13 protein-coding genes, 1 riboswitch and 1 other annotated feature are annotated in these 24,776 nt (G+C 31.2%); of the genes, 9 read left to right on the forward strand and 4 right to left on the reverse strand.

The annotated features are described in order from the left end of the window. The first annotated feature begins 1 nt into the window (after position 1). From RYO54_RS09160 to RYO54_RS09170, 3 genes are all read left to right on the forward strand, one after another. A complete protein-coding gene (locus tag RYO54_RS09160) occupies positions 2–2,197 on the forward strand; it encodes a DNA topoisomerase III (RefSeq protein ID WP_315117843.1) in 2,196 nt (731 codons plus the stop codon). 156 nt (positions 2,198–2,353) lie between these two features. Beyond that, a complete protein-coding gene (gene ftsH / locus RYO54_RS09165; RefSeq protein ID WP_315117845.1) occupies positions 2,354–4,219 on the forward strand; it encodes an ATP-dependent zinc metalloprotease FtsH in 1,866 nt (621 codons plus the stop codon). A 19-nt stretch (positions 4,220–4,238) separates the two neighbouring features. Further along, positions 4,239–6,365, forward strand: a complete 2,127-nt coding sequence (locus RYO54_RS09170; protein ID WP_315117848.1) for a UvrD-helicase domain-containing protein — start codon at positions 4,239–4,241, stop codon at positions 6,363–6,365. Between the two features lie 69 nt (positions 6,366–6,434). Here the strand turns inward: RYO54_RS09170 and RYO54_RS09175 are convergent, their stop codons facing one another. Continuing rightward, entirely contained in the window at positions 6,435–7,526 is a 1,092-nt protein-coding gene (locus RYO54_RS09175) for a PRK06851 family protein (protein ID WP_315117851.1), read from the reverse strand. A gap of 58 nt (positions 7,527–7,584) precedes the next feature. Next, positions 7,585–8,763 (reverse strand): cation diffusion facilitator family transporter, encoded by a 1,179-nt coding sequence (locus tag RYO54_RS09180; protein WP_315117853.1) that lies wholly within the window; start codon positions 8,761–8,763, stop codon positions 7,585–7,587. Positions 8,764–8,900: 137 nt separating this feature from the next. Here RYO54_RS09180 and RYO54_RS09185 point away from each other — a divergent pair, with 137 nt between their 5' ends. The 3 genes from RYO54_RS09185 to RYO54_RS09195 all read left to right on the forward strand — a co-directional run bounded on the left by RYO54_RS09185 (position 8,901) and on the right by RYO54_RS09195 (position 20,589). Continuing rightward, the gene (locus tag RYO54_RS09185) at positions 8,901–10,202 is read left to right on the forward strand and encodes a M18 family aminopeptidase (protein ID WP_315117854.1); all 1,302 of its coding nucleotides are present in this window, start codon (positions 8,901–8,903) and stop codon (positions 10,200–10,202) included. 64 nt (positions 10,203–10,266) lie between these two features. Next, positions 10,267–10,434: riboswitch (Lysine riboswitch) on the forward strand. Between the two features lie 141 nt (positions 10,435–10,575). After that, positions 10,576–11,868, forward strand: coding sequence for a diaminopimelate decarboxylase (gene lysA, locus RYO54_RS09190; RefSeq protein WP_315117856.1), 1,293 nt, complete (start codon positions 10,576–10,578; stop codon positions 11,866–11,868). A 153-nt stretch (positions 11,869–12,021) separates the two neighbouring features. Then, on the forward strand, positions 12,022–20,589 hold the full coding sequence (locus tag RYO54_RS09195) for a GH36-type glycosyl hydrolase domain-containing protein (protein ID WP_315117858.1): 8,568 nt from the start codon (positions 12,022–12,024) through the stop codon (positions 20,587–20,589). Positions 20,590–20,647: 58 nt separating this feature from the next. Here RYO54_RS09195 and RYO54_RS09200 read toward each other — a convergent pair whose 3' ends face one another. Next, positions 20,648–20,863: a hypothetical protein gene (locus RYO54_RS09200; protein ID WP_315117940.1), complete on the reverse strand. Its 216-nt coding sequence runs from the start codon at positions 20,861–20,863 to the stop codon at positions 20,648–20,650. A gap of 256 nt (positions 20,864–21,119) precedes the next feature. Between RYO54_RS09200 and RYO54_RS09205 the strand changes: the two genes are divergently transcribed. From RYO54_RS09205 to RYO54_RS09215, 3 genes are all read left to right on the forward strand, one after another. Beyond that, positions 21,120–21,494 (forward strand): desulfoferrodoxin, encoded by a 375-nt coding sequence (locus tag RYO54_RS09205; protein WP_315117861.1) that lies wholly within the window; start codon positions 21,120–21,122, stop codon positions 21,492–21,494. A gap of 46 nt (positions 21,495–21,540) precedes the next feature. After that, positions 21,541–21,774 (forward strand) — a binding site (T-box leader). Between the two features lie 71 nt (positions 21,775–21,845). Next, the gene (gene trpS / locus RYO54_RS09210) at positions 21,846–22,853 is read left to right on the forward strand and encodes a tryptophan--tRNA ligase (RefSeq protein WP_315117865.1); all 1,008 of its coding nucleotides are present in this window, start codon (positions 21,846–21,848) and stop codon (positions 22,851–22,853) included. Between the two features lie 75 nt (positions 22,854–22,928). Continuing rightward, a complete protein-coding gene (locus tag RYO54_RS09215; protein WP_315117867.1) occupies positions 22,929–24,524 on the forward strand; it encodes a peptide chain release factor 3 in 1,596 nt (531 codons plus the stop codon). A gap of 51 nt (positions 24,525–24,575) precedes the next feature. Here the strand turns inward: RYO54_RS09215 and RYO54_RS09220 are convergent, their stop codons facing one another. Beyond that, complete coding sequence (locus RYO54_RS09220) at positions 24,576–24,731, reverse strand: DUF5670 family protein (protein ID WP_315117868.1); 156 nt, start codon at positions 24,729–24,731, stop codon at positions 24,576–24,578. Positions 24,732–24,776 lie beyond the last annotated feature (45 nt).

Raw genomic sequence — 24,776 nt, forward strand, 5'->3', positions numbered from 1 at the left:
TATGGGAAAGATTTTAGTTTTGGCAGAGAAGCCAAGTGTAGGTAGAGATTTAGCGAGGGTTTTAAAGTGTAATACAAAAGGAAATGGATATTTAGAAGGAAATAAATATATTGTAACTTGGGCATTAGGGCATTTGGTTACCCTAGCAGACCCCGAAGCTTATGATGATAAATACAAAAAATGGAGCATGGATACTCTTCCAATGCTACCTAAAAGGATGAAGCTTAATGTTATAGGAAAGACTGGGAAACAGTTCAGTCAGGTAAAGAAAGTAATGACTAGAAATGACGTAGATGAGCTTGTTATAGCAACGGATGCTGGAAGAGAAGGAGAGCTGGTTGCTAGATGGATTGTTGAAAAAGTAGGTTTTAGAAAACCTATAAAACGTCTTTGGATTTCATCTCAAACAGATAAAGCTATAATTGACGGTTTTAATAATTTGAAGCCAGGAAAGAATTATGAAAATCTATACAGGTCTGCAGTATGTAGAGCAGAAGCAGACTGGCTTGTAGGCCTTAACGTTACAAGAGCATTAACATGTAAATATAATGCTCAGCTTTCTGCTGGAAGGGTTCAGACACCAACCCTTGCGCTAATAGTGGAGAGGGAAGAGGAAATTAAAAACTTTAAGCCGAGAGCTCAATATAGCATAGGTGCTAGTAGCAAGGGCTTTACTCTTCGTTGGCAAAATAAAGGGGGGCAGTTCTATACCTTTGATGAAAATGTTGCAAAAGAGGTTGTAGCTAAGGTTAGTGGCCAGAGTGGTAGAATAGTTGAAGTATTAGAAAAGGATAAAAAGCAATATGCTCCAGCACTTTATGATTTAACGGAGCTACAGAGAGATGCCAATAGGATATTTGGATATTCTGCAAAAGAAACGCTTTCTATAATGCAAAGATTATATGAAAATCATAAGGTATTAACTTATCCAAGAACGGATTCTAGATATATTTCTAATGATATTGTACCTACACTTCCACTTAGATTAAAATCTATAGCTGTAGGTCAATATAGTAAATTTGCCAACGATATATTAAAAGATAAGATTAAAGCTCATAAGGGCTTTGTAGATGATAGTAAAGTATCAGATCACCATGCTATAATTCCGACGGAGCAAAGGATTAATTTAGCATATTTGAGCAATGAAGAAAGAAAGATATATGATTTAGTTATTAAACGTTTTTTAAGTGTTATGCTTGCACCTTTTGAATATATGCAAACCACTATTAAAGCAGAGGTTAGTGGAGAAACATTTATAGCTAATGGTAAAAATATTAAATCAAAAGGCTGGAAAGCTATTTATGATAAAGAAGAAGTAGTAGATGAAAATTTGGATGGTGAAGATGAGGTTAAAGATCAGAACCTTCCAAAGGTTAATAAGGGAGATGCCATAAGTTTTATTTCAGTTAGTATAAACAAAGGTCAAACAAAACCACCTGCAAGATTTAATGAAGGAACGCTTTTATCAGCCATGGAAAATCCTCAAAAATATATCAGCTTAAATAAAGAGCATGCAAAGACATTAGGGGAAACAGGTGGGCTAGGAACCGTTGCCACAAGAGCGGATATAATAGAAAAACTTTATAACTCCTTTTATGTAGAGAAAAAAGGAAAAGAAATAATCCCAACATCAAAAGGAAAACAGATTGTAGATTTAGTACCTGAAGATTTAAAATCTCCTGTGTTAACTGCGAAATGGGAAAAGGAACTGGACTCAATAAGTAAAGGTAAGATTAGTGATAGAGAGTTTATAGATAAAATGAGAGGTTACTCTTCAAAACTTGTAGAAGATGTAAAGGGTAGTAGAGATAAATATGTACACAACAATTTAACGGGAACTAAATGCCCTGATTGTGGTAAGTATATGCTTGAGGTTAATGGTAAACACGGTAAGATACTTGTGTGTCAAGATAGAGAATGTGGCAAAAGACAGAATATCAGTAGATTCACTAATGTTAGATGTCCTGAATGTCATAAAAGACTGGAACTTAAAGGAGAGGGTGAAGGACAGATTTATGTATGCGGAAATTGTACCTTCAGAGAAAAACTTTCTTCATTCAATAAAAGATTTAAAGAAAATGAAGGTAAGTTAAATAAAAAAGAAGTTTCAAGATATATGAAAAAAATGAAAGAGGAAAGTGAAGCGCCTATAAACTCAGCTCTTGCAGAAGCTTTAGCAAAATTAAATTTAAAGTAATTTGTGTATAAAATAAAAACTCTATTTAAAACTATTGTAAACAATATTTTTAAATGTATAATTATTTATTATAATTAAGATACAGCTATTAAAAACTAATGTATGCAGTCTTTTAAAGAGAGGATACATGATTAAATTTAAATATGGAGGAAGAAGATGCTAAATAATAAGAATAACAAAGATAAGAATAATAAGTTTGATGACAATAAATTCAAATATATAATTTATTATGCTATTGCTGTTACTTTAGTTGTATTTATGATTAATGATTATGTAGTAAATAATCAAGTTAGACACATAAAATATCCAGAATTTAATAGTATGGTTCAAGAGAATCAAATAAAAGAAGTACAAATTGCTACAGATAAAATTATAATACATCCTAAAGAAGGTACAAAAGATGAGGGAAAGATACTTTATACAGGCAAGATAGTTGAGGATGAAAAGTTGATAGAAAGATTAGATAAGGCTAATATTCTCTATGATGGAGTTGTAATTAAGCAAGATAGTCCTATTAAAAGCTTTATATTAACTTGGATTTTACCATTTTTAATTTTGGCGGCTATAGGAAGAGTGATGTTTAGTAAGATAGATAAGAAAATGGGTAGTGGTGTTATGTCATTTGGGAAAAATACTGCTAAAATTTATGCTGAAAATGAAACAGGTGTAACCTTTAAAGACGTGGCAGGTCAAGAAGAGGCTAAGGAATCCCTTGTGGAGATAGTTGATTTTCTTCACAATCCTAAAAAATATGGGGAAATTGGTGCAAGACTGCCTAAAGGCGCATTGCTCGTAGGTCCTCCTGGAACAGGTAAGACACTTTTAGCTAAAGCTGTTGCAGGGGAGGCAAAGGTTCCTTTCTTCTCCATATCTGGGTCAGGCTTTGTGGAAATGTTTGTGGGTATGGGTGCTGCTAGGGTAAGGGATCTATTTAATCAGGCTCAAGAAAAGGCACCATGTATAATTTTTATAGATGAAATAGATGCTATAGGTAAAAGCAGAGATGGAAATTTAGGTGGAAATGATGAAAGAGAGCAAACGTTAAATCAGTTGTTAGCTGAAATGGATGGTTTCGATTCCTCTAAAGGGGTAGTAATTTTAGCTGCAACAAACAGACCAGAGATTTTAGACAAGGCTCTTTTAAGACCAGGTAGATTCGATAGAAGAGTTATTGTAGATAGACCTGACTTGAAAGGTAGAGAAGAAATATTAAAGGTTCACATAAAGGGAGTTAAGGTATCAGAGAATGTGGATTTAAATGCTATAGCAAAATCAACTTCAGGTGCTGTAGGAGCAGACTTAGCAAATATAATAAATGAAGCAGCTTTAAGAGCAGTAAAAAATAATAGAAAAGAAGTTATACAAGAGGATTTAAATGAAGCTGTAGAAGTTATAATTGCAGGAAAGGAAAAGAAGGACAGGATATTATCTCCTAAAGAAAAAAGAGCAGTGGCTTTCCATGAAGTTGGCCACGCCTTAGTAGCTGCATTGCTTAATAATACTGATCCAGTTCACAAAATTACTATTGTACCAAGGACAATGGGAGCGCTAGGATATACTATGCAGCTTCCAGCAGAGGAGAAGTATTTAATAACTAAAGAAGAAATGTTTGATCAAATTTGTGTCATGCTAGGAGGAAGGGCAGCAGAAGAAGTAGTACTTAATAGTATATCTACTGGTGCATCAAATGATATTGAAAAGGCTACAGCTACCGCAAGGAGCATGGTAACTATTTATGGAATGACTGAAAAATTTGATATGATGGGATTAGAATCCACATCAAGCAGATATTTGGATGGAAGACCTGTTAGAAATTGTAGTGCTGAAACAGAGGCTATTATCGATGAAGAAACCTTAAAAATAATAAAAGAAGCTCATAAAAAGGCAATAGATGTATTAGCAGAAAATAGAGAGTTATTAAATAAGATTACGGAAAGACTATTAGAAAAAGAAACTATCATGGGCGATGAATTTATGGCTATAATAAAAGGTGAGAAGGAATCTACCCAGGAAGAAGAATAATTAGGGTGGTGGTGAAATAATGATTAATTCTGAAATTGAAAAGGAACTTCAAAAGGAAATAGAATTCAACATTGAAAAAGAAAAGTTAGAAGATACTATTACTATAATAAATAATGAGATAAACCAATTAATAAACAGTAGAAAAAAAATAATAGATCATATAACAAACTATAGAAAAGATGATGTTGAAGAATATAGAAAAGATGAAGACCAGGTAGCAGAATATTTTGATCATGAAAGATATATATTAGAAGAACAATTTAGATTTATAGACAAGAAATTAAAGGAGCTAACCATATTAGCTTCTTCTCCCTATTTTGGGAAAGTAGATTTTATAGAAGATAATTCTATGGATGAAGAGCGTATTTATGTGGGTAGGTTTGGGTTAACGCCAAAAGAGACTTATGAACCTATAGTTATAGACTGGCGATCCCCTGTATCAGCGTTATTTTACACTGGTAAACTAGGAGAGGCCTCTTATAAGGCACCTGCAGGAGAAATTAAAGTAGATATATTAGGGAAAAGACAACTAATAGTAAAAAGAGGAAAGCTTTTAGGGTTATTTGACTCTGCTCTTGATATAAAGGATGAAATACTTCAAATGGTATTGAGTAGCAATTCAAGTGATAAACTTAAAGATATAGTAATGACTATACAAGAAGAGCAGGATAATTTGATAAGGCAACCTTATAATAAAACTATAATAGTAGATGGAGTAGCAGGTAGCGGTAAAACTACAATAGCTCTTCATAGAATTGCATACTTATTGTATAATTATAGAGATATTCTCCAAGATAGAGTACTTATACTTGGCCCTAATAATATATTTATGGAATATATTTCAATGGTTTTACCAAGCTTAGGCGAGGTTGGAGTTAAACAGAGTACTTTTGTAGATTTTGCTATATCCTTGATAAACATAGAGGAGATAATGGGTCTAAAAGAGTACATGGAGAAAATAATTCAAGAGGATGAAGAGTTTATAGAAAAAGCTAAACATAAAGGCTCTTACGAATATCTTAAAGAATTAGATCTCTTTTTAGAGCATATCAATAACAATTATTTTAAAGTTGAAGATGTAACATTCTTTGATAATGTAATATTAACTAAAGAAGAAATAGAAGAAATGTTTAATAAATACTTTAAAACCATGCCTCTATTTAAGAGAAGTAAAAGAATAAAGAGAGTTATATATACTAAAATTAGAGATGCTAGGGATGAAAAAGTAAGAGAAATAGAAAAAAATTACAAAGAAACTGTAGCGAAAATGACACCAGAAGAACTAAATGCTCATGGAAATCAATTGGAGTTCCAGAGAAGGCTTAATATTAGAAATGTAATTTCTGAGGTTATGGAAGCTAAGAAGAGACTCCATTGGTTAAAGAATGATGATGTAGTAAATATGTATATAGAATTTAATAAAGATGGATATTTAACGGTGGATGACTTGGCACCTATATTATATTTGAAAATTAATCTAGAAGGGCTCACATATAAAGATGATATAAGACATGTAGTTATAGATGAAGCGCAAGATTATAATCCACTACAGTTAATTGTGATTAAAAAACTAACAAGATGTAAATATTTCACTATAGTTGGAGATAGCAATCAAAGGTTGATTCCTTATGAGGATAAAATAGCTATGGATTATTTAGAGGAATATATGGAACTTGAAAATGTAGAAAGATACCCTTTAAATAAAAGCTATAGATCCACCCAAGAAATAATGAAATATGCTAATACTTATTTAGGTGAAAATGAAATAATCCCACTAGTTAGAAGGGGAGAGGAAGTAATAGTAAAAAGCATACATGAGGAAAAGGAACTTCAAGATACACTTCTAAGTACTATAAAAGAATTTAAAGATAAGGGATTAGAGACCATTGCTGTAATATGTAAAAACGATAATGCCACCCAATATGTAAGCAATCTTATAAAAAGTAAGATATATATAAAGACTATAGATAGAGAAGATGCCATATATACTTCAGGAGAGATAATTATATCATCATACTTGGCTAAGGGCCTAGAATTTGATGGAGTAATAATAATTGATGATGGTTTTAATAACTATTCGAAAATGATGTACGTTATGGCAACAAGAGCTTTACATGAATTGAGGGTTCTTAAATTAGAATATTAGAAGATGGGAGTATTACGGATGGTAGTCATCGGATAAAAAAGGAAGCTAGATTAGCTTCCTTTTAATATTTTAATATTTTAAAAGTCTATTGATTATTTTTTCTGAGATTTCATCCCTACATTGAAAATCTATGTTATCAACATAATATTTTTCAAGTTCGTCATGAAGATTTTTGCAATTTGATAAATTTTTAAGACCTATATCTAATAATTTATAAAAGCTATCACTATCTTCTAGTATTAAATCTTTAACAGATTCTATATAATCTTTATTTAGCAAGGAATCCATATCGATTTCTTCACTGGATAGAGATAATTTATTTATTTCGTTAGAAGTCAGTACTGCTATGTCTAATTCAGGCAAAATCAGATGTTCAATTCTTTCTGGATTTAAAGGATCATGGAATATCTCAACATCATATCCATTTACCAGAGCTTCCTCTTTAATGTAGTTTAACAATTCAGTTTTTCCAGTTCCGGGGCCGCCTTTTAGAAGGTATGTTTTACTACAATATTTATATAAAGTATCTATATAAGTTATTATGCCATTAGGTGTAAAAGCTGTAGCAAATAGATGTCTTTCATTTGCCTTTTTATCTAGATTGTTTTTAATTATGCTATTTTTTAAATTTATTTTTAATTTTCTTAATCCATCTTTGTCTAATGCTTTACTATTATGGTGCCTCCAATCATCATGAACTTTTCTTGCAGCACCTATATAAGCATATGCTCTTTTGAAGCTATCTTTAATTTTGTCATCTACCTTCATTATTTCTTCTTTTACTTTAAAAAGATTAGTTTCATTTAAGCAAGTTCCAAAGTTAATGATTTCATCTAAACCACCAGGTACTTTTGGGTCATTGATGTGAGGAGCTGTACCATCTAATAATGCAATTCCTAGTTCTTTAATTACTACCCCGTCTAGAGATTCATTGTCAGAAGAACAATGAAAGTATTCAATGGAATAGCCCTTTTCACTAAACATTTTTCCTATTTTTTTCATGAGGAAGGATTTTCCAGTTCCAGGGCCACCTTTTATATAAAATATTCTTTTAGCTTCATTTAGGGGTATAATATATTGAAAAAATGAATGAAACCCTATGGAAGTATTGCTTCCAGGGAATAAGTGTCTTTCTTTAACCATAACATACTCACTCTCCATATTATAAGAATCAATATATATTATGCTAATGCTTACATTATGTTGAAAAAATTATTTTTTAAAGAAAATCTCTATCTATGGTAATTACTGCATTATACTGAGGATGAATATTTTTAATATCTCTATCTATGTTTTCAATTATATTAGCTTGAAATTCCTCAGTAAGGGGTTGTTTATAATCGATAACTATATCAAATATTAAATTCTTTTTTTCTCCTTCTCCCACAATTCTAAAGTCGTGAAGGGAGGTTATTACAGGATAATTTTTTATTATTTTTTCTAATTCTTCTCGAGCATAATTAACTTCTTCATCATCTGTGTTTATAGGATCCATATGAATTACTAGTATAATATTAAGCTCTTCTGATAATTCTTTTTCTGCTCTATCAATTATTTCATGTATTTTTACTAAGGATATATCTTTAGGCACTTCAGCGTGAATTGATGCCATAAATTTACCAGGCCCATAATTATGTATAATTAAATCGTGTACTCCAGATATATACCTATAACTTAATACTCCATTAATTATTTTATTAACTAAATCCTCATCAGGAGCTTCACCTAATAGAGGGCTTAGAGTGTCTTTTATTAAATTGTATCCTGAATACATAATAAAAAGAGAAACCAGTACTCCTATATAGCCGTCTATAGGAAAAGTGGTCCATTTTGATATTACTAAAGATAAAGCAACGCAACTTGAAGTAAACACATCTCCTAAAGCATCAAGTGAAGAAGCTTGTAGGGCAGTAGAATTAATTTTTTTACCTATAAAACTATTAAACCTACTTAACCAAACCTTCGTTCCGATAGACAAGAGTATTAATACAAAAGATAAGGTTTTAAATTGAACTGGTATAGGATTGATTATTCTACTATATGAAGACTTAATAAATTCAAAACCAACCAAAATAACCATAAATGAAACAATTAATCCAGATAGATATTCTATTCTTCCATGGCCAAAAGGATGTTCCTTATCTGCAGGCTTTGAAGCTAGTTTAAAACCTATCATAGTTATTAGAGAAGAAGTTGCGTCAGAAAGGTTATTAAAAGCATCAGCAGTAACAGATATACTCTTTGTTATTATACCCACAAATAATTTAACTATAAATAAAATGGTGTTGACTATTATACCTACAATACTTCCTAGAAAACCATAGGAATTTCTTACATTTTCCGTATTTGTATTTTCAGAGTCTTTAATAAAAGTTTTAACTAAAATTTCAGATAACAATTTTAACACCTCTTAAGAAATTTAATAAACACATTTTAATATTATAGCATATTATAACAAATATTAATAAAATAATACAATTCATGAGTAAACTATGATATTCTAATGTTAAGATATATGCTGTGGAGGTATTAAAAATGAACGAAAAATTGAAGTTAGCAGAAGAGCTTATAGATTTTTCATACAGTAGTCCAACAGCTTTTCATGCTGTGGAAACTGTGGAAAACATATTAAGGAATTGTGGATTTAAAGAATTAAAAGAAAGAGATAAATGGGATTTAATAAGTGGAGAAAAATATTACGTTAAAAAGAATGAATCTGCTATAGCAGTATTCATAACGGGAAGTGAAAGTGTAGTAGAAAATGGATTTAAGATCATTGGTGCACACACAGATTCTCCAACCTTTAGGATAAAACCAAATCCATATATGGTTAGTGAAGGAGCGTATTTAAAATTAAATACAGAAGTATATGGAGGGCCAATATTAAATACTTGGTTAGATAGACCTCTATCCATCGCTGGAAGGGTAATATTAAAAGGGGAAAAGGTAATGGAACCTATTGAAAAACTAGTGAATATAAAAAAACCTTTGCTAGTAATACCAAATTTAGCGATACATATGAATAAAGAAGTTAATAGAGGTGTTGAACTTAATCCTCAAGTGCATACTCTTCCACTGATGAGTATTATAAATGACTCATTAGAAAAAGAAGATTATCTAGTTAATTTAATATGTGAGGAGTTAAATTTAAATAAAGAAGACATTTTAGATTTTGATTTATTCTTATATGAATATGAAAAAGGTTGCACAATGGGAATGAACAATGAGTTTATTTCCTGTTCAAGACTAGATGATTTATCCATGGTACATGCAGCTCTTAAAGCTTTAATAGAGAGTGAAAAAGGGAAGAGTACTAATATGGCAGTTTTCTTTGACAATGAAGAGGTAGGGAGCTCAACAAAACAGGGAGCGGATTCAATTTTTTTATCTAGTATATTAGAAAGAATAGTAGAAAAAGAGGAAGTAGGAAAAGAACCTTATTTTAGAGCTTTAGCTAAATCCTTTATTATATCATCAGATTTAGCTCATGCAGTTCATCCTAATTCTCCAGAAAAGGCGGATCCAATAAACAGACCGTTGATTAATAAAGGACCAGTAATTAAAACAAATGCTAATCAAAATTACACAACAGATAGCTATTCTTCATCCATATATGAATCTATATGTAAAAAAGCAAGAGTTCCTGTTCAGAAGTTTGTAAATCGTTCTGATGCTAGAGGGGGTTCAACTATAGGTCCTATATCATCAACACATATAAATATACCATCTGTAGATATTGGAAGCCCAATTCTTGGAATGCATTCAATAAGAGAATTAGGCGGAGTTGAAGACCATTATTTTATTACAAAATCTTTTAAGGAATTCTATAACCTGTAATTACTATTGAAAGATAGCATAGAGTATGATAAACTATTTTTAATAATTTAATATACAAAAGTTACCTATGGGTAGAGGTGCTGTAGTTAATAGTACTTATTTGGAGAAGCCACACTATGAAGAATAAGAAAAGGAACTATGGCCGAAGAAAGCAACACTGGCAATTTGTTTTCTGGCTTTGCATAGAATATATGTAAAGTTGTCACTATTATGGTGGAGAGCTACAGGGGTCACAGAGTTGTTATAATTGCAGCTAAAGGTGTACCTTAGCTGCTTTAATTTTTACCCTATAGATAATAAGTTCTAATACTCCCATTTACTTTTATATAGAGATGAGAGTTGGCGAGAAAAATTTATAGAGGAGATGAGTATAATGAGGTTATTTGGAAATATAGAAGTACAAGACAACACTTTATATATGGGTGGATTAAGTGCTATAGATTTAGTAAAAGAACATGGTTCACCTCTATATGCCATGGATGAAGGGTTAATAAGAAAAAATTGTAAAGAATATTATAAATACTTTAAAGTTCAAGAGATGGGCAACAAGGTAGCTTATGCAGGAAAGGCTTTTTTAACTAAAGCTATGTGTAAATTAATAGAAGAAGAAGGATTATATCTAGATGTAGTATCTGGGGGAGAATTGTATACTGCTTATAAATCAGAGTTCCCAATGGATAGGATATATTTTCATGGAAACAATAAAACTGTAGACGAAATTCAAATGGGCATAGATTTAGGAGTAGGAAGATTTGTAGTAGATGGTTTTGGCGAAATAGATATAATCAATGAAATAGCAAGAGAAAAAGGGACAATTCAAAAGATAATTCTAAGAATTAGCCCAGGTATTGAAGCTCACACTCATGAGTATATAAAAACAGGTCAAGTTGACTCAAAGTTTGGTTTTACATTAATTGAGGATGAGGCTTTTAAAGCCATAGAAAAGGCTATTAAATATTCAAATATTAATTTGATTGGATTACATTGTCATATAGGTTCACAAATTTTTGAAACTACACCTTTTGAAGATGAAGTAGATATCATGCTAGAATTAGTCAATGAGGTATATAAAAAATTTGACTACAAGCTAGAAGAATTAGACTTAGGCGGCGGCTTTGGAATATACTATAAAGCAGGAGATAAGCCTAAAACTACTGAAGAATATTGCAATTCTATAATAGATAGGGCTATAAAAAAAGCTAAAGAGCTTAAAATGGAGCTTCCTATATTAACAATTGAGCCTGGTAGATCAATTATAGGTAACGCAGGAATAACTTTATATACTGTTGGAGCTATTAAAGATATACCTAATATTAGAAAGTATGTATCCGTAGATGGAGGTATGACAGATAATATAAGACCAGCTTTATATAATGCAGAATATGAATGTTTAGTAGCAAACAATATAAATGGAGAAGTTTCAGAAAAGGTTACTATAGCAGGAAAATGTTGCGAATCGGGGGATATACTATTAACTGATATAGTTATGCCTCAAGTTAATAGAGGGGATGTTTTAGCTGTTTTATCTACAGGAGCTTATGGATATTCTATGTGTAATAACTATAATAAAATACCAAAACCACCTGTGGTATTTATAAAAAATGGAACCTCTAGATTGGTTTGTAAAAGACAAAGCTATGAAGATTTATTGGATAATGAAATATAAACTAGAATTTAATGGAACATTTATAAAAATTTAATACTTATATATTTTAAAAGGGTTGCTTAAAAAATATTATGGAGAGGGTCTTCATAATATTTTTTATTTTTTTGGAAATAATAATTTAAGCAATTTATATTTTGAAAGGGATGGATAGTTATGTTATATTACGAAATTTCTCTTATCATTCTTTTAGTATTATTAATATCTTCTGTGATATATATTTTTTTAAAAAATAAAGAACAAAATGAAGATTATAGAGAGATGTATGGGGAGGAATTAGAGGAATGTCCCTATAATAGAAAAGATAAAAGTATTAAAAGCAGAATAAAAGTAATTAAAAGTTTAGATAAATGTTACCAAGATATTTTAAAAGGCTATGATTATATAAACAGTGAAGCAAATAGAAAAAAAGACATACCACCTGCGGGAGAATGGCTTCTAGATAATCTATATTTGATACAAAGAGAATACAAAAGTATAAAGAGTAGTATGCCTAATGACTATTATGAAAATTTACCTTTAATCAATAGAGGAGCTACAAAAGGATATCCGAGAAGTTATCATATAGCAAGAAAAATAGTTTATAAAACAGAAGGAAGGGTTACTGGAGAGTACATAGAAAAATTTATTGATGAATATCAAAAACATACACTACTTACCAGCGGTGAATTATGGGCCTTGCCGATAATGATAAGGGTAGCGTTAATAGAAAACATAAGCAAGGTTACAGATGATATAGCATATGGCCAAAGGGAAAAAAGTAAGGGAGAAAAGATTGCAGAAAGGTTAATAGAAAATTCTAATAGTGAAGAAGTTTTAGACAATATATTTAAACAAAATATAGATTTTAATCCTTATTTCACAGAAAGACTATTAAAAGTATTAAGGGATAGCGGTTTCGAGAATGAAGATGTATACAAGTGGATAGATGAAGAGCTAGTAATGCAGGATATTAACGGTGAAAAAATAGTGCTTTTAGAGCATAAACGCCAAGCTCTTTTTAGAATGATAATTGGAAATAGTATAACAGGTATCAGAGAAGTATCTTCATTAAACTGGAGGGAGTACTTTGAAAAATTAAGCTACTTAGAGAAAACATTAAAGGAAGACCCAGCAGATATATATGAAAAAATGGATTTTGCTACTAGAAATTTTTACAGACATAAGATAGAAAAATTAGCGAGACATATGAAGTTAGGAGAGTCTTTTGTTGCTAGAAAGGCAATAGAATGTGCAAAGGAAGCTTCAGAAGATGAGGGGAATTTATATTTAAAGCATGTAGGTTACTATATTATCGATGATGGAGTTGAATGTTTAAAAAATAAAATTGGATTTAAAGATAATGGATTTAGAAAATTAAAACATGCAGATAAATGTAAAAGAGCTAGTTACTATATTAGCTTTATAACTTTGTCAACTCTAGCTTTAGCATTCATACTAGTATACTTTAATTTTAATCCATATAATATTCCTTTATGGCAGTATATTTTAGCTTTCCTAGTTATATTAATACCATGCAGTGAAATAATAGTTTCTATAACCAATTGGAGTATAACCCATTTAACTAGTCCTGATGTCATACCGAAACTTGAATTTAAAGAAGAGATACCAGATGAATATAGTAGTATTGTAGTTATATCTACTTTGATAAATAGTGAGAAAAGAGCTAAAGAATTAGTCAAAGATTTAGAAGTTTATTACCTAGGTAATAGATGTAAAAATATATATTATGCTATATTAGGAGATTTCAAAGACAACAAGGAAAAAGAACATATAGATGATGAAAAAATAATAAACTCTACCTTAAAAGAAATTAAAAGATTAAATGATAAGTATGCGAAAGATGGGGAGGAAATTTTCTATTTTTTCAACAGGCATAGACAATACAATGAAAAAGAGAATACATGGCTAGGCTGGGAGAGAAAAAGAGGAAAGCTGATGGAATTTAATCGACTGATAAGGGGAGACGAGAACACAAGTTACGACGTCATAAGTGGAGATATAAAAAGATTATATAAAATTAAATATGTAGTAACCCTTGATGCAGATACAAAATTACCTAGAGATTCTTCTAAAAAGCTTATAGCTTCCATGGCTCATCCTCTTAATCATCCTTATATTGATAAAGATAACAAGAGAGTAGTGAGAGGATATGGGCTAATGCAACCTAGGATTAATATTTCAACTATTAGTGCCAATAAAACTTTATTCTCTAAAATTTTTTCTGGGGAAACAGGAATAGACCATTATACAACTGCTATATCAGATGTTTATCAAGATATGTTTGAAGAAGGAATATTTACTGGAAAAGGTATTTATGATGTTGATATATTTAATTTTATGTTAGGGGATCAAATACCGGAAAATTCAGTATTAAGTCATGATTTACTGGAAGGATCTTATGTTAGAACTGCACTTTTAACAGATATAGAATTAATTGATGGATACCCTGCCTATTATAACGCTAGTTGTAAGAGGTTACATAGATGGGTTAGAGGGGATTGGCAATTGCTTCCTTGGATTTTTAGGAAAAACCCATTAAACAAATTATCCAAATGGAAAATATTTGATAATTTAAGGAGAAGTCTTTTAAGTCCATCCATAGTATTATTGATAATATTATCTTTAACAGTGCTAGAAGCTTCAGAAGCATGGATAATACTTGCATTTATAGCCTTGATTTCGCCTTTATTATTTGATATTTCTGAAGCAGTTATTGCGCCAATAAAAGGTATAAGTTTTTCAGGGAAAATAAAAAATTGGAAAATTGGAATTGAACAGTTTTTTTTAATTTTTTCTTTTGTACCTCATCAAGCTTACTTGATGGTTGATGCAATAATAAGAACTTTGCACAGGCTTAAAATAAGTAAGAAAAACCTATTGGAATGGCAAACAGCAGCGGATGCAGAAGCTTCCTCAGGAAAAAGATTAATAGATTACATTCGATATATGTGGGTAGGAAGTTTTATTGCATTTCTTATAGGGCTTCTAGCACTATATAAATCTACTTCTTTAGGGGTTATCCTATTGCCATCCTGTATTATATGGTTTGTTAGCCCTTATACAGCTTATTATATAAGTAAGGATATAATAAGAAAAGGCTATGAAATAGGAATAGATGAAAGAAGAATGTTAGGAGGATTAAGCAGAAGGATATGGGCTTATTTTGAAGATTTTAATAATGAGGAAAATAATTGGTTAGCGCCAGACAACTTTCAGGAATACCCGGAAAAGGGAGTAGCCCCTAGAACATCTCCAACTAATATGGCTATGGGACTTATATCTAATATTATAGCCTATGATTTAGGATATGTAGGTTTAACTCAGTGTATATATGGAATTGAAAAAACTGTTGAAAGCATGAAAAACCTTGAGATGCACAGGGGGCATTTTTATAATTGGTATAACACTAGAACTAAAGAACCTTTATATCCAAAGTATATTTCTACTGTAGATAGTGGCAATCTTTTGGGTTATATATGGTTAACAAATAGAACTTTAGAAGAATTTATAGATGGTTCTATTTTTAATATTAATATGGCTAAAGGGTTAGGAGATTTATTGACATTATGCAATGAAGAATTAAATGATATACATAGCGAGTTTTATAAAGACTCCTCAGAATGGATAAGTCAGTGGAATGGAGATTTAATAGATTATATAAAAGAGCTGAACAAAATATCTGATAGGATAAAGGCGATTGAAAAGAGTGATAAGTGGAAAGAGCTATATTGGAATAAAAAATTAAAGGACGCAGTAAATGATAGTGTTTCTAACATATTAAATTTATTTCCATGGTTAGAAATAGAGTATTTCAATAATGAAGAAGAGATGTATTTAGAAGAGCTAAAGGCTCTGGTCAATAAGAATGGTATTAATGGTGTAATTCTTGCATTGCAAGAACTAAAAAATAAGCTGCAGGACAAAAGTGGAGCTTTATATAAATCAATCTTAAAAGGAGAAAGTAATTTAAAAACTTTACTTAGTTCAATAATTAAAATTAAAGAAGACCTTGAAAGAATAGAGGAAGAAATGGACTTTAAGATGTTGTTTGAAGAGTCCAGACAATTATTCTCAATAGGATATGATGTAGAAAGAGGTAAGATTGATAACTGTTATTATGACTTATTAGCTTCGGAAGCAAGGCAAGCGAGTTTTTTAGCTATATCTAAAGGAGATGTGGAGCAGGATCACTGGTTTAAGTTAGGAAGAACTTTAACATCTATTAACAATAATAAGGGTTTAGTTTCGTGGAGTGGAACTATGTTTGAATATCTAATGCCATTATTGATAATGAAAAGTTATCCAGATACATTATTAAATAGTACCTATAATTTTGTTGTAGAATCTCAAAAAGCATATGGAAATAAGTTTAATGTTCCTTGGGGAATATCTGAGTCTGGATTTTATGCTTTTGATATAAATTTAAATTATCAATATAAAGCTTTTGGAGCACCAGGAATGGGATTAAAAAGAGGGTTGTCTAGAGATTTAGTAATATCACCATATTCCACTATAATGGCATTACAGGTTAATGCTAAGGATTCAATTTTAAATATAAAAAGATTCATAGAGGGAGGATTTTTAGGAAGATACGGACTTTATGAAGCTATAGACTTTACAAAAGAAAGACTACCAAAGGATGAAAAGTATAAAATAATAAAGTCTTATATGGTTCATCACCAAGGAATGAGTTTAATGGCTTTAGACAATTTAGTAAATAATAATCTACTTCAAGAAAGATTTCATAGGGATCCAAGAGTTAAAGCTTCAGAATTATTATTGCAAGAGAAAGTCCCTAATATGGTTGTATATGATAGGGAAGAAAAATATGAGGAAAATGTATTTATAAATGATAAGAGTATAGGCATGATTAGGAGATATGCTACGGCCAAAACTTCTTATCCAGAAACAAATATACTCTCTAATGGTAACTATTCTATTATGGTTACAAACAGAGGTAGTGGATATAGTAAAAAAGAAAATATGAATGTATATAGATGGAGAGAAGATGTAACTAATGATAATACCGGAATGTTCTTCTATATAAAAAACCTTAATTCTAATGAATATTGGAGCAATTATTATCAACCTTGTAAGCATGAAGGAGAGGAATATGAGGTTATATTTGCTCAAGATAAAGCGGAGTTTAGAAGAAAGGATGGAAATTTATATACAGCTACAGAGATAGGTGTTTGTAGTGAAGATAATGGGGAAGTTAGAAAGATAAGCATAACTAATAATAGTAGTAGCAATAGGACAGTAGAAGTTACTAGTTATTTTGAGGTGACTTTAGCTAATTATAATTCCGATTTAGTTCACCCGACCTTTAGCAATCTTTTTGTAAGGACTGACTTTCAAGAGGAGCCTATGTGTCTATTAGCCAACAGGAGAAAAAGAGAGAAGGAAGGAAAAGAACCCTGGGTAATGCATACTGTCATAGGAGACGAAAAAATAGTAGGAAAAACACAATACGAAACCAGTAGGGCAAATTTTATAGGAAGAAATAGAGATTTGCATAAACCAGAAGTAATGGAAAATGACGCTCCACTTACAAACACTAAAGGAGCAGTATTAGATCCTATTTTAAGTCTTAGAGTAAGAGTTGAAATACCTTCAGGAGAAACTTGTAAATTAGCTTTTGTTACTGCATTAGGAGACAGCAGAGAAGAAGTTATGAAGTTAGCTGAAAAATATAGGGATTGGAATAATGTAAATAGGATATTTGAACTTGCTTGGACACAGGCGCAAGTTGAGAATAGATACTTAGGTATAAATTCTTCTATGGCAAATTTATATCAGTCTATAGCTTCTAAGATTATATTTATGAACAATAGTTTTAAAGGGAGAGAGAAATATATAAAAGCTATAAATAGAGGGCAATCTGAGCTTTGGAAATACGGTATATCCGGTGACTTACCTATAGTTTTATTAATAATTAGAAAGGAAGAAGATCTAGAGTTATTAAGACAACTATTAAAGGCTCATGAATATTGGAATATTAAAGGCTTAAACGTTGATTTAATTATATTAAATTTAGAAGATACAGCTTATATACAGCCTTTGGAAGAGGGTATTAAAGAAGCAGTATTTTCAAGTTACGCTAGGGATAAAGTAAATAAGTCTGGTGGAATATTCTTATACAATAAAGCCACTATAGATTATGAAGATATTAATCTTATCATGTCCATATCCAGACTAGTCATTGACGGAGATAAAGGTAGCTTAAGTAGCCAAGTAAAAGTTAATTTAGAGAAGGAACAAGAGGATGAACTATTAGAATGCAAGGAAGTAAACTATAAGGAAGGGAATTTTACATTTACTGTTCCTGAACTTCAATATTTTAATAGTTTAGGGGGATTTAGCCCTGAAGGAGATAAGTATTTTATAATATTGGATAATTATAAAAACACCCCAGCTCCTTGGATAAATGTTGTCTCAAATGGAGATTTTGGATTTCATATATCGGAAAGCGGTATTTCTTATACATGGAACAAAAATAGTAGAGAAAACAAAATAACTACTTGGTCTAATGACCCTGTAAAAGATAGCGAATCAGAAGGATTATATATAAGAGATGAACATACAGGAGATTTTTGGAGTATTTCTCCAAAGCCTGTAAGAGATAATGGAAGATATATAGTAGAACATGGCTTTGGATATTCTTCTTTTAGACATAAGGCACATGGAATAGCAGGAGAATTTACTACCTTTGCCTCCTTAAATAAAAGCGTGAAATTATGCATTGTAAAACTTAAAAATGATACAGATATTGAAAGACAATTATCTTTAACTTACTATGCTCAACTAGTTTTAGGGGTTGTACCTCAAGGGACAGCTCAGTATATATCTACTTATATAAATGAAGAGAGTGAATATATATATGCTAAAAACCCTTATAGTAGCAACTTTGGAAATTTAACTAGTTTCCTTAAGGTGGTAGGAGGAGAGAAAACCACATTTACTGGGGATAGAGGAGAATTTATAGGGAAAGAAGGTTCCTTTGAAAATCCTCAAGTGCTAGATAAAAGGTCTCTTTCTAATACTGTAGGATCAGGATTGGATCCTTGTATGGCCATGAATACTAAAATATCCATAAATCCAGGAGAAGAAAAGACATTATTAGTTATGTTAGGTCAAGAAGAGAATATTGACAATATAGATGATGTAATTAAAGAATATGGTAATGCAGAAAAAGCCTTAAAAGAATTGGATAAGGTTAAAGAGTATTGGAAAGAGATATTAGGTGTAATTCAAATAGAAACTCCAGATAGAACAATGGATATAATGGTAAATGGATGGCTTATGTATCAAGTAATAGCTTGTAGGTATTGGGCCAGAACAGCTTTTTATCAATCAGGCGGAGCTTATGGATTCCGAGATCAGCTACAAGATACCTTAGCAATATCTTATTTGAAGCCAGAGATTACAAAAGAGCAAATACTGTATTCCTCTTCAAGGCAATATGTTGAAGGAGATGTTCAGCACTGGTGGCATCCAGTTGTAGATAGTGGTATAAGAACTAGATTCTCTGATGATTTGCTGTGGTTACCTTATGTGACATTAGAATATATAAAAAATACAGGAGATTATTCAATTTTAGACGATGAAGCTCCATATTTAGAAGATGAACCTCTAAGAGAAGGTGAAGACGAAAGATACACTATTGCAAGAAAGTCTGAGTTAAAAGAAAGCGTATATGAGCATTGTGTAAAAACCATAGATAGAGCATTAAAATTTGGTGAACACAATATACCTTTAATGGGATCAGGAGACTGGAACGACGGTATGAGTACTGTTGGAAATAAGGGTAAGGGTGAAAGCGTATGGCTGGGTTGGTTTTTATACACTATTCTTAAAGATTTTATAAGGATTTGTAATATAAAAGGAGACATTAAAAGAGAAGAAAGATACAAAGAAATGTTGCAATTTATCATAGAAAATATAGAAAAAAATGCTTGGGATGGCAACTGGTATAGAAGAGCTTACTTTGACGATGGAACTCCTTTAGGCTCCTCTGAAAATGATGAGTGCCAAATTGATTCATTGTCACAATCTTGGGCCGTTATATCTGGAGGCGCTAAGGAGAGTAGAAGAAGAGAAGCAATTTTATCCGTGGAAAGATATCTTGTGAAATATGATAAAGGCTTAGTAATGCTTTTAGCTCCACCTTTTAATAACTCCTCTTTAGAGCCAGGATATATAAAGGGCTATGTACCAGGAGTAAGAGAAAATGGTGGTCAGTATACACATGCAGCTATATGGTATGTATTAGCATTAACTATGGCAGGATTTAATGATAAGGCTTGGAATATATTTAATATGATAAACCCAATTAACCATGGACTCTCATATTTAGATTGCCAAAGATATAAAGTAGAACCCTATGTAGTTACCGCTGATGTTTATGCGGTAGAGCCTCATGTAGGCAGAGGCGGGTGGAGTTGGTATACAGGTGCTGCAGGATGGATGTATACTACAGCTATAAATGGTATATTAGGTTTTAAACTTAAAGAAAATCAAGGATTTACTGTAGAGCCTAGAATACCTGAAAATTGGAATGGATACAAGATGACTTATAAAAAAGGAGAAAGTATATATCATATATATGTTGAAAGAGGAGAAGAATTTAGTGTGTTGATTAATGGAAAATTATCAGAAAAGAATATTATACCATTCATGGAAAAAGGAGAACATAGAGTAGAAGTGATAATTAAAGATTAATAAAATAAAAAGGAACTGTCTTCTAAGATGAAAATCAAGGAAGACAGTTCTATAAAACTTATTTGAATAAATCGTCTGATTCCCACATATCTTTAGATGTGTAGTCAAATTCCACATTAGCTATATTATTAGAAACTATAGGATCTCTTACATTATCAGGCAACTTAGTGTAGTCTTTTTTGCCTGGTGAATAAGATTTAATTACTTTTTGATTGACATCTAAAAAGTCTCTTTCATCTGGTAGGTGTGATAGGTTAATTTTCTCTTTATCCATATTTACTCCTGCTAAAAAGTCTCTTTCGTCTGATAGGTGCGATAGGTAAGTTTTTCCTCTATCCATATTTACTCCTCCTTTTTATTTAATAATATTTTTAGTATTTGACACATGAAAAATACTATGCACATACTTATATAATGGTAAAAATTAATACGAAAATATAAAAAAAGAAGGGTAATAAGAATTCTTATAGAATAATTAATATATATTGATAGTTTTAAACAAATAAAAAATTATTATGGAGGTAATGATTATGACAGAATTAAGACAAATTTATAAATGTGAAACATGTGGAAACATAGTTGAGGTAATTCATCCAGCAGGTGGAACTTTAGTATGTTGTGGCAAGCCAATGACATTAAAGAAAGAAAATACTACTGATGGGGCAAAAGAAAAGCACATTCCAGTAGTAGAAAAAGTTGAAGGTGGAGTATTAGTTAAAATTGGAGAAGTTGAGCATCCAATGATAGAAGAACATTACATTGAATGGATAGAAGTTTTAACAGAAAGAAAGACTTATAGAAAATTCTTAAAACCAGGTGAAAAACCAGAAGCATTATTTAAGATTGATGAAGAAATTATAGCAGTAAGAGAATACTGTAATCTTCATGGACTTTGGAAAAAATAAATAATGTTGACAAAAAAAATTATTTGTAATATTATAAATAGAAAATATTAACTCAGTGAAGGAAAATAGTAGGCTCGAAAACAGATTTATAGAGAGTTGTAGCTGGTGAAATTACAACATTTATGATTGAGCTGAATGGGTTCTGGAGAGTCGGAATGAAATTAGAGTAGTTCTAGACGTAGGTCTCACGATATAGAGACAGGATATTGTTGTATCTTTATGAGGAGGAAGACTAGATCTTTCTTAAAGTTAGGTGGTACCGCGTTACTACGCCCTATAGTTTTACTATAGGGCTTTTATTTTATTTAGTCGCATATTCTTAAAATTTAAAATAGATTAGGAGGAGTAATAATGGAGGAAAGCAAAAAAGTTATATTTAGTGGAATTCAACCTTCGGGAAATTTAACTATAGGAAACTACTATGGTGCATTAAAAAATTGGGTTAAGCTACAGGATGAATATGATACTTATTATTGTATAGTAGATTTACACGCTATAACTGTAAGACAGGAGCCAAAAGAACTTAGAAGAAGAACCTTAGAGGTATTAGCTATATATTTAGCTTGTGGATTAGATCCAGAAAAAAATACAATATTTATTCAGTCCCATGTACCAGCTCATAGTGAGGCAGCTTGGTTATTGAATTGTTTTACTTACACAGGAGAACTAGGTAGAATGACTCAATTTAAAGATAAATCTGCAAGATATGGAGAAGCATCTATAAGTGCAGGGTTGCTTACTTATCCAGTGCTTATGGCAGCGGATATATTGCTTTACAATACAGATTTGGTGCCAGTAGGAAGCGACCAAAAACAACATTTAGAGATAAGTAGAGATATTGCTGCAAGATTTAATAACTTATATAGCCCTACATTTAAAATCCCTGAACCTTATATAGGGAAATCTGGAGCTAGAATAATGGATTTACAATCCCCAGAAAAGAAGATGTCAAAATCCGCAGATAATCCAAATAGTTATATACTTATAATGGATCCACCAGAAGTAATTAGAAACAAAATAAATAGAGCTGTTACAGATACAATAGGGGTTGTAAAATATAGTGATGAGCAACCTGGAATTAAAAATTTAATGGATATATTAAGTGTGGCTACAGGAAAAAGTATAGATGAAATAGAGAGAGAATATGAAGGAATGGGATATGCTAAGTTTAAGAAGGATGTTGGAGAGGCCATAATAGAAGATTTATTGCCAATTCAAAATAAAGTAAAAGAATATTTGAATAATAAGGAATTATTAGAAGAAATATATACAAAGGGTGCTGAAAAAGCCAGCTATGTAGCTAGAAAAACCCTATCAAAGATGCAAAGGAAAATTGGCTTTGTAGCTAAATCAAGATAGTAAATTTAATTGACAGTGAAATTACTTAAAGTTAAAATCTATTTAGTACACATTTTAGAAAGAGGAGAGAATATAGTGGAAGATATAGTTAGAGAGATAGAGAAAAGAAGAACCTTTGCGATAATATCTCACCCAGACGCAGGTAAAACTACACTAACAGAAAAACTATTACTATATGGAGGCGCAATAAGACTTGCAGGGTCAGTAAAGGCTAGAAAGGCTTCAAAGCATGCAGTTTCAGACTGGATGGAAATAGAAAAACAAAGAGGTATTTCTGTAACCTCATCAGTTATGCAGTTTAACTACGATGGTTATTGTATAAACATATTAGATACTCCTGGTCACCAAGACTTTAGTGAAGATACTTATAGAACATTAATGGCAGCAGATAGTGCAGTAATGGTTATAGATGGAGCGAGGGGTGTTGAGGAACAAACCAAAAAGCTGTTCCATGTATGTAGTTTAAGAGGAATTCCTGTATTTACTTTTGTAAATAAAATGGATAGAGAAACAAGAGATCCTTTCGAACTTATGGAGGAACTTGAAACAGTCCTTGGAATAAGATCCTATCCTATGAACTGGCCTATAGGTTCAGGTATTGATTTTAAAGGTGTTTATGATAGAAATAAAAAGGTGATTGAAGTATTTAACGATGGTAAACATGGTCAAACAAGGGTAGAAGCTCTTGAAGGAACTGTTGATGATCCTGTATTTAAAGATTTATTAGGAGAATCACTTCATAATAAATTAATTGAGGATATAGAACTTTTAGATATAGCTGGAGATGATTTTGATTTAAAAAAAGTTAGAAGTGGGGAATTAACTCCTGTATTTTTCGGTAGTGCACTAACTAATTTTGGAGTAGAACCATTTTTAGAAGAATTTTTAAATTTAACACCACCACCTCTAGGTAGAGATTCTAACATAGGAGAAATAGATACATTTTCTAATGATTTTTCCGCCTTTGTTTTTAAAATACAGGCTAATATGAATCCAGCTCATAGAGATAGAATAGCTTTTATGAGAATATGTTCAGGTAAGTTCAAAAAAGGCATGGAAGTATTTCATATACAAGGTGGAAATAAAGTAAAGTTAGCTCAACCTCAACAGTTTTTAGCTCAAGATAGAGAAATAGTTGAGGAAGCTTATGCTGGTGATATCATAGGTGTATTTGATCCAGGAATATTTAGAATAGGGGATACATTATGTACACCAAGTAATAAATTTTCCTTTGAAGGAATACCTTCCTTTGCACCTGAACATTTTGCAAGAGTTAGAACTTTGGATACTATGAAAAGAAAGCAATTTGTAAAGGGTATTACTGAAATATCCCAAGAAGGTGCGATTCAGGTGTTTAAAGAAATTAACATGGGATTTGAAGAGATAATAGTAGGAGTAGTAGGAGTTCTGCAATTTGAAGTATTAGAATATAGAATGAAAAATGAATATAATGTAGATATTAAAATGGATAGACTTCCATATAGATATGTAAGATGGGTTGAAAGCTCCAATTTAGATGCAGACAAATTAACTATAACTAGTGATACTAAGATAGTAAGGGATTTTAGAGATAGAGTACTTTTATTGTTCCAAAGTGATTGGGCAATAAGCTGGGCACTAGAGCATAATAAAGATATAGTGCTATCTGATGTAGGTAAAAGCGAAGAGTAATTAAAATTGCGAAGCAATTTTATAATTAAATAAAATTGCTTCGCAATTTTTCTATACTTCTTTTTTTCTACCAAATAAAACATCTATAATAAATATTAAAGCAGCTATTGACAATAGAAGGTTTATTAAATTTCCACCTATTCTAAATATTAATCCTATTAACCAAAATAAAACTACAAATCCACCCAACCATCTAAGAAATGTCATATAAAAAACCTCCATTCAAAATTAAATACTACAAAAATTAGTATT

Origin of the sequence: uncultured Clostridium sp. (assembly GCF_963515715.1) — a bacterium.
Classification (GTDB): Bacteria; Bacillota; Clostridia; order Clostridiales; family Clostridiaceae; genus Clostridium_AW.

Bases quoted from the DNA above. Each gene is read 5' to 3' on its own strand.
- ftsH (WP_315117845.1), top strand. From the start codon at position 2,354: ATGCTAAATAATAAGAATAACAAAGATAAGAATAATAAGTTTGATGAC.
- RYO54_RS09160 (WP_315117843.1), top strand. From the start codon at position 2: ATGGGAAAGATTTTAGTTTTGGCAGAGAAGCCAAGTGTAGGTAGAGAT.
- RYO54_RS09220 (WP_315117868.1), bottom strand. From the start codon at position 24,731: ATGACATTTCTTAGATGGTTGGGTGGATTTGTAGTTTTATTTTGGTTA.
- RYO54_RS09195 (WP_315117858.1), top strand. From the start codon at position 12,022: ATGTTATATTACGAAATTTCTCTTATCATTCTTTTAGTATTATTAATA.
- trpS (WP_315117865.1), top strand. From the start codon at position 21,846: ATGGAGGAAAGCAAAAAAGTTATATTTAGTGGAATTCAACCTTCGGGA.
- RYO54_RS09185 (WP_315117854.1), top strand. From the start codon at position 8,901: ATGAACGAAAAATTGAAGTTAGCAGAAGAGCTTATAGATTTTTCATAC.
- RYO54_RS09205 (WP_315117861.1), top strand. From the start codon at position 21,120: ATGACAGAATTAAGACAAATTTATAAATGTGAAACATGTGGAAACATA.
- lysA (WP_315117856.1), top strand. From the start codon at position 10,576: ATGAGGTTATTTGGAAATATAGAAGTACAAGACAACACTTTATATATG.
- RYO54_RS09170 (WP_315117848.1), top strand. From the start codon at position 4,239: ATGATTAATTCTGAAATTGAAAAGGAACTTCAAAAGGAAATAGAATTC.
- RYO54_RS09200 (WP_315117940.1), bottom strand. From the start codon at position 20,863: ATGGATAAAGAGAAAATTAACCTATCACACCTACCAGATGAAAGAGAC.
- RYO54_RS09175 (WP_315117851.1), bottom strand. From the start codon at position 7,526: ATGGAGAGTGAGTATGTTATGGTTAAAGAAAGACACTTATTCCCTGGA.